A 6,565-nucleotide genomic window follows, 5' to 3' on the forward strand; every position below is an offset into this window, starting at 1 on the left:
CCTTTTTTTTTTTTCTTTTCCCCCCCCCCCCCCCCCCCCCCCCCCGAGGCACATGAAAAGAGCTCAAACACGCCGTTCAATCAGGGCTAAAAGTCAGTGGGTAATTTAAAATTTCTCCGAATGTTGAAAAATTATCATTTTTTTTGTAGATTTAGATAAGACAAATGCAATTTGTAATTCAAATTGTATTTTCATTTAGTTTTAGACCAAATTTCATTAAACAAAGCTTAGAAAATGGGTGTCGTAGCATTAGTTATAGTTGTTATCATCATTCTGATATTCTTTATTTTAAAAATTCCAAAACTTACGATTGCAAAGAAAATTCTTATTGTAGTTTCGGTTTTATTGCTGTGTATAATTGTTTTAGCAATCATTTTTATAACAGGTTTTGATAGAGGAAGAATGCCAAAAAGAGAAGAGTTAGAATATACTCAGGAAAATTTAGATACCATAAAAAAAGCAGATTCAACAATTACAATCACATCTGAAAATATTAATTCTTTAAAAGATAATTCTGAAAAAGAAAAAAAAATATTTGAAATCGAAGGTCACTACCAATTAAAAAAAGGAAATTCATGTAAAATGAATCTGACTTTATATTATCAAAAAAATCAGCTGAAGTATAAATTAAAAACAGATACACAGGAGTTTTCAGATGATGCAGAAATTGAATTGAATGAGGCAAAGGATGGTTACTATATTATCTTTAAAAATATTGAATGGAGCGAATATTTGGGCGAACTGGATAATGAAGGCGAGCCCATCGAAAAAGATTTACCAATACCTAAAGAGGTTTCAGGAACTTTGTATAAAGACGAAATTATCATTCAGAATTACGGAAATTCAATGAATTATTACGTGGTATTTGAGTGTGGAGATAAGTATATTGAATTAATAAAAAAGTAAAACATTTAAACGATGAAGAAATTATTTTTCCTGCTTCTTTTTCCTCTGTTATTATTCGGAAATATGGCAAAACCATGGATGGATGGTTCTCAACATTCGACTTTGTACGGTGTAGGAAATGCTTCTGTAAAAAGTGAAGTGATTGATATTCGTTTAGTTAAAGAACCTGTCGATGAAATTTATTTTGCTGATTACACTATAAAATACCGTGTTTATTCGCCACAAAAACAGACGCTTCCTTTATTATTTATTGCCATTAATCTTTATGATAACACGGAAGTTAAAGTAAATGGTGTTTCTAAAAAGATTGAACTTATTGATATTGAAAAAAAGAAATATCCATTCATCCAACAAAACGAAACGGGATTCTTTGTGCAATACAGTCATTCTGATAAAGTTTCGGTTGATCCAAATAGTTTGCTTTATTTTTCTGCTGATTTAATGGAGGGAGAAAATATCATTGAAGTAAAATACGAAGCAAACTTAGAATACAATACCTATGGTTTTATAAAAGATTATAAACTAAAGTATTCTCTTTATCCATCAAAATTTTGGAAATCTTTCGGACCGATTGATATTAATTTAATTTTGGATAATGGAGTAGAATTCAAAGATTCAAATCTTGGTGATGAGAAAAAAGAAAAAAACATTTTGAAATGGAAAATTGATCCTCAAAATCAAGAAAATATGACGATTGAAGTTTCTGAAAAACCTTCTTTTATTTCAAAAATATTGTTGTTTTTAAATCCTTTCGGGATTGCAATACTTTCACTTATCGCAATGTCTTTTATTCATTTTAAATTAATGAAAAGAAATACTAAAATGTACATTTTGGTTTTAGGAATTGTATTGGTTCCGATACTTTTTTATGTTATCTATCTTCTTTCTTTTGACTTAATTAATTTTAGTTTAGGAAAGCGTTTTACGAAACATGGCTACGTATTTTTATATGTTGTAACGTATCCAATTTTGCTTTTATTTTACTGGATTTTGATGTTGCTAATCTTCAGACGAATAAAAAGAAATCAAAATCCCGCCTCTTCCTGAAAATAAAAATCATCCCATAATCTGAGATGATTTTCAAAGAAATGAACTTTCTATATGTAAAGTGGTCGGTTGATACAAAGATAAAGTAGCATTGCAAAATATTCTTCAGGTTTTTCACTGAAAATTAAACCGTAAAAATACGGTTGCAGAATAAAAATGTCCTACAAAACCAATTGCAGGACATTTTTATTATTTTAAATTATCAATAGCGAAGCAATCTTAATAATCTAAATTTTTTAATTCAATCTTAATGGTATAAAAAAATTGACAATTAACGATTCACAATTGACCATTTACCATTAAATCGGTCTTACTAATTCCAAAAACCACTCTTTAACTTTTCCTTCCAAATACGGAGCAAGTTTTTCCTCACAAGTTTTATGATAAGAATTCAGCCAGTTAACTTCTTCTTCTGAAAGAATATCTTTTACAATATCGTTTTTAAAGAATGGGCAGAATGTCAAAGTCTCAAACTCATAAAAAGTCCCGTGAATAGTGGTTTTAGATTCTTTTACAGCGATCAGGTTTTCATGACGGATTCCGTAATCGCCTTCCAAATAAAAACCCGGTTCATTCGATACAACCATTCCCACCAAAAGTTCCTGCGGATTCATATCTTTTCTAATATTTTGCGGACCTTCGTGTACATTCATAAAACTTCCCACCCCATGTCCTGTTCCGTGATTGTAATCTTTTCCGTGCATCCACAACGGAAGTCTTGCAATCGCATCAAGCTGAACGCCTCTCGTTCCTTTTGGAAATTTTACCATCGATAAACGAATCATTCCCTGTAAAACTAAAGTAGAGTTGATCTTAAATTCTTCAGAAACCGCTCCTAAAGCCAAAGTTCTTGTAATATCGGTTGTCCCTTCAAGATATTGACCTCCCGAATCTACCAAGATACTTGCGTCATTCGTTACATCTTTGCTTCCTTCACTTTTTGCAGAATAATGCATCATCGCACCGTTTTCTTTAAAGCCAACAATGCTTCCGAAACTTTCGCCAACGAAATTTTCTCCTGCAGCACGGAATTCTCTCAGTTTTTGTCCGATGGAATATTCATTCATGGCTTCTTTTCCTGCATTGTGAGTAAGCCAGTAAAGGAATTTTACCATCGCAACTCCGTCTCTTACCATTACTTTTCTGAAGCCTTCGAGTTCAGTTTCATTTTTCTGAGCTTTCATCAGATTTCCCGGAACAGCAGCTTTTACAAACGTATTATCAATTTTTAAAGCTTCAAAAATTGCCTGATTGCTGTTTGGTGAAATTAAAATTTTCTCGTTTTTAATGGTTCTAAGGTGATTATAGAATTCTTCGTAAGGCATCATTTTTACCCAGGCTTCATCCATTTGTTTTCTCGCTTCAACTTCCATTTTCTCAAGGTCGGTGAAGAGAATTGCATCATTTTTAGTGACTAAAATATAACCTAAAAATACAGGATTGCTTTCAACATCGCTTCCTCTCAGATTCAACGTCCATGCAACATCATCAAGACTTGAAATTACATGAACGGTAACTTCCTGCTCTTCCATTTTCTGACGGATGGCCGAGATTTTATCGGTTACAGATTTTCCTGCTCTTTCGATGGGATGGGTATAAATAGGATTTTTTGGAGGGGTACCTCTTTCTTTCCAGACTTCTTTTAATAAAGGAATATCGGCTAAAATTAAATTTTTTGCATTCAGTTTTTGATACAAAAGTTCCCAGTTTGAATGGGATGTTGCCAAAGCATTTACCGCAACCTTTCCGTTTGCAGGAATTTCAGAAATAATCCAGTCAATATAGTTGGGAGTTCCTTCCATTCCGTCTTTGAAAAGGTCAATTCCTGAACCTGACAATTCAATCGGAGCCTGAGTGAAATATCTTCCGTCTGTCCAAAGTCCCGCTTTATCTTTTGTAATTACCACAAAACCTGCAGAACCTAAAAAACCTGAAAGCCAGGCTCTTTCCTGCCATTCTTTAGGTAAATATTCACTCATGTGAGGGTCAGCTGAATATACTATAAATGCATCAACATTGTTTTTCTGCATTTCTTCACGAAGCGCAGCTACTTTTTCCTTTGAAGTCATTATTTTAATAATTTTAAAGACGTGAAGTTACGCATTTTTGAGGCTTAAAGATCAATCGGAAAGTTAAAATATGTACAAAGTTTTTAGTTAATGAGGTTGGGCGCTGGAAGCTGAATGTGGGAAGATTGTTTGGGCATGATTTTCATAATTTGCGTTTTTGGTTGAAAAATTTCTTGTAAAAAATGGATCATGAATTAGCAAACTTAAATAACTTCCAGCATCAAACACCCATCTTCCAACACTTTCGCATACCACAAACTAAGAAATCAAAAAAATTTGGAAAGGTTCTTGCTACTATACCTCTATGGAAACACAGAATTACAAGAATCACCGGAAATATTATCCGCCACATCACTTTATTTTTCTTCCCTTATTATTCTTTTTAGAAATATTTGGGATTTATAAAGTATTGAAAGATTCTGAACATGAACTTTTATGGATTCTTTTTTCTGTTTTGGTTTTTCTGATTCTCTATCTCGCCATTATGGTTCGCCAACATTATGCTCTTGGACTTCAAAACCGTGTGGTAAGACTCGAATTTAAGCAGAGGTATTTCGAGTTATTCAATAAAAGATCGGATGAAGTGGAGGGAAAGCTGAGTTTTAGTCAGATTGCAGCATTACGTTTTGCATACGATGATGAGTTTAAAGAGCTTTTATATAAAGCATTACATGAAAATATTTCAGGTGATGAAATCAAGAAGTCTATCAAAAAATGGAGGGCAGACCGTAATAGGATTTGAAATTTGAAGTTTGAGATTTGAAATTTCGTGGCATTTACCGAAGTTTTATTTAAAATATCAAATATCAAATATCAAATTTGATTAGTATCCAACATTTAAAATATTAAACCTAAAATAAATAAATTATGAAAAAGTTAACTTTATACAGCATGACTATTCTTAGTCTGATGCTTTTGACAAGTTGTGAAGCGGTAGAAACAATCTTTAAGGCCGGAATGTGGTGGGGAATCATCTTGGTTGTCGGCGTAGTAGGCATTTTATTATGGCTATTTTCTCGGGGTAAAAACTCTTAACCAACTTTTATGGAACAATCAGATTTAGATATTATTTCTCATCTTAAGCCATCGAAGATTGTCAAAATTATGAAAGATCCGGTAGCTTCCGCAAAGGCAGTGAATCTTATTTACACTTCTGATACGGAAGCTTCCGGAATTATTCGTCGAAAAAGAGGAAAAAAATTTCAATATTTCAAAGAGGGTGAAAAAATTAAGGATAAAGAAGAAATTAAAAGAATAAACAGCCTGGTCATTCCTCCCGCTTGGGAAAATGTCTGGATTTGTGCTTTAGATAACGGTCATCTTCAGGCAACTGGTTTCGACGTAAAAAACCGAAAGCAATATCGCTATCATCCATTATGGAGCGCATTGAGAAATCATACCAAATTTTACAGAATGCTTCAGTTTGGTTATGCCTTACCTGAAATCCGTCTCCAACTGGAAAAAGATTTAGCTTTAAGAAATTTTGAAAAAAGAAAAATTTTAGCATTAATCGTCAGTTTAATGCAACGAACGAATATCCGTATCGGAAATAATATTTACGAAAAACTGTACGGCTCATTCGGATTGACAACACTGAAAGGAAAGCATGTAAAAGTTGAAGGGCAGAAAATCAATTTCTCGTTCAAAGGAAAAAAAGGAGTAATGCATAATGTTAATCTGAAAAGCAAAAGGTTGGCAAGATTAATCATGAAATGTAAAGAAATTCCTGGGAAAGAGCTATTTCAGTACATCGATGATGAAGGAAACAGACACTCTGTAGATTCCGGAATGGTGAATGATTACATTAAAGAATTAAGTGGTGAAGATTTTACAGCAAAAGATTTCAGAACGTGGTCGGGAACAGTTAATGCTTTAATTGCATTTAAAGAAATTGGTTATGCAGAAAATAATTCCCAATATAAAAAGAAGGTAAAAGCCGCTTTGGATATTGTTGCTGAACATCTCGGAAATACGAGTACAGTTTGCCGGAAATATTACGTTCATCCTTTGGTTATCAATCTTTACGAAAATAATACAATTAAAAAATATCTCGACGAATTAGAAATCATCGAAGAAAATGATGGAAAAGCAGGATTAACTCATGAGGAAAAATTAGTTTTAAAAATTCTGGAAACGGAGAAGATGTGAGAAAGTGAATTGTGAATGGTCAATTCGCTGCGCTTGTCAATTTTCTAAACTGTAAATAATATTAACACTAAAACATTAACCATTAAGGTTTTAGTTTGTAAGATTTTTTAAGTTTCAGTTAAATCATAATTAACGTGAGTTCGGGATAATAATAAATAAATTTATGATACAAAAAAGCAGAAAAATTAATATATTTAAGGTATTGAAATTTAAATATTTAACTAAAATTTCTGCTATGATTTCTGATGATAAAATTACAACTATTTAGTACATTGTTGATGAATTTTTTAAAGAATTTGATAACGTTCTCAAAGATTATGCTCTGAAAGATCCAAAAATTAAGATCCGATACCGAAAATCTGCCATGTCTCAAAGTGAAGTAATGACTATTATGA

General features: G+C 32.4%; 6 protein-coding genes and 1 pseudogene. 6 read left to right on the forward strand and 1 reads right to left on the reverse strand.

The window, feature by feature from the left end; translation table 11 throughout:
• Nucleotides 1-234: 234 nt before the first annotated feature.
• Complete coding sequence (locus ACR1PN_RS20280) at nucleotides 235-906, forward strand: hypothetical protein (RefSeq protein ID WP_433981514.1); 672 nt, start codon at nucleotides 235-237, stop codon at nucleotides 904-906.
• A 12-nt stretch (nucleotides 907-918) separates the two neighbouring features.
• Entirely contained in the window at nucleotides 919-1,953 is a 1,035-nt protein-coding gene (locus ACR1PN_RS20285; protein ID WP_433981515.1) for a hypothetical protein, read from the forward strand.
• A gap of 299 nt (nucleotides 1,954-2,252) precedes the next feature.
• Here the strand turns inward: ACR1PN_RS20285 and ACR1PN_RS20290 are convergent, their stop codons facing one another.
• Nucleotides 2,253-4,022, reverse strand: a complete 1,770-nt coding sequence (locus ACR1PN_RS20290; protein ID WP_433981516.1) for an aminopeptidase P family protein — start codon at nucleotides 4,020-4,022, stop codon at nucleotides 2,253-2,255.
• Between the two features lie 304 nt (nucleotides 4,023-4,326).
• Between ACR1PN_RS20290 and ACR1PN_RS20295 the strand changes: the two genes are divergently transcribed.
• The 4 genes and pseudogenes from ACR1PN_RS20295 to ACR1PN_RS20310 form a co-directional block, all read left to right on the forward strand.
• Nucleotides 4,327-4,764, forward strand: a complete 438-nt coding sequence (locus ACR1PN_RS20295) for a DUF6526 family protein (RefSeq protein ID WP_433981517.1) — start codon at nucleotides 4,327-4,329, stop codon at nucleotides 4,762-4,764.
• 125 nt (nucleotides 4,765-4,889) lie between these two features.
• A complete protein-coding gene (locus ACR1PN_RS20300) occupies nucleotides 4,890-5,057 on the forward strand; it encodes a phosphatidate cytidylyltransferase (RefSeq protein WP_378173955.1) in 168 nt (55 codons plus the stop codon).
• A 9-nt stretch (nucleotides 5,058-5,066) separates the two neighbouring features.
• Nucleotides 5,067-6,170: a DNA topoisomerase IB gene (locus tag ACR1PN_RS20305; RefSeq protein ID WP_378173952.1), complete on the forward strand. Its 1,104-nt coding sequence runs from the start codon at nucleotides 5,067-5,069 to the stop codon at nucleotides 6,168-6,170.
• Nucleotides 6,171-6,441: 271 nt separating this feature from the next.
• Nucleotides 6,442-6,565: pseudogene (locus ACR1PN_RS20310) on the forward strand (IS982 family transposase); the annotation flags it as partial.

It is taken from the genome of Chryseobacterium sp. RLHN22, from assembly GCF_051011795.1.
Lineage (GTDB): Bacteria > Bacteroidota > Bacteroidia > Flavobacteriales > Weeksellaceae > Chryseobacterium > Chryseobacterium zhengzhouense.

Bases quoted from the DNA above. Each gene is read 5' to 3' on its own strand.
- ACR1PN_RS20280 (WP_433981514.1), top strand. From the start codon at position 235: ATGGGTGTCGTAGCATTAGTTATAGTTGTTATCATCATTCTGATATTC.
- ACR1PN_RS20285 (WP_433981515.1), top strand. From the start codon at position 919: ATGAAGAAATTATTTTTCCTGCTTCTTTTTCCTCTGTTATTATTCGGA.
- ACR1PN_RS20290 (WP_433981516.1), bottom strand. From the start codon at position 4,022: ATGACTTCAAAGGAAAAAGTAGCTGCGCTTCGTGAAGAAATGCAGAAA.
- ACR1PN_RS20295 (WP_433981517.1), top strand. From the start codon at position 4,327: ATGGAAACACAGAATTACAAGAATCACCGGAAATATTATCCGCCACAT.
- ACR1PN_RS20300 (WP_378173955.1), top strand. From the start codon at position 4,890: ATGAAAAAGTTAACTTTATACAGCATGACTATTCTTAGTCTGATGCTT.
- ACR1PN_RS20305 (WP_378173952.1), top strand. From the start codon at position 5,067: ATGGAACAATCAGATTTAGATATTATTTCTCATCTTAAGCCATCGAAG.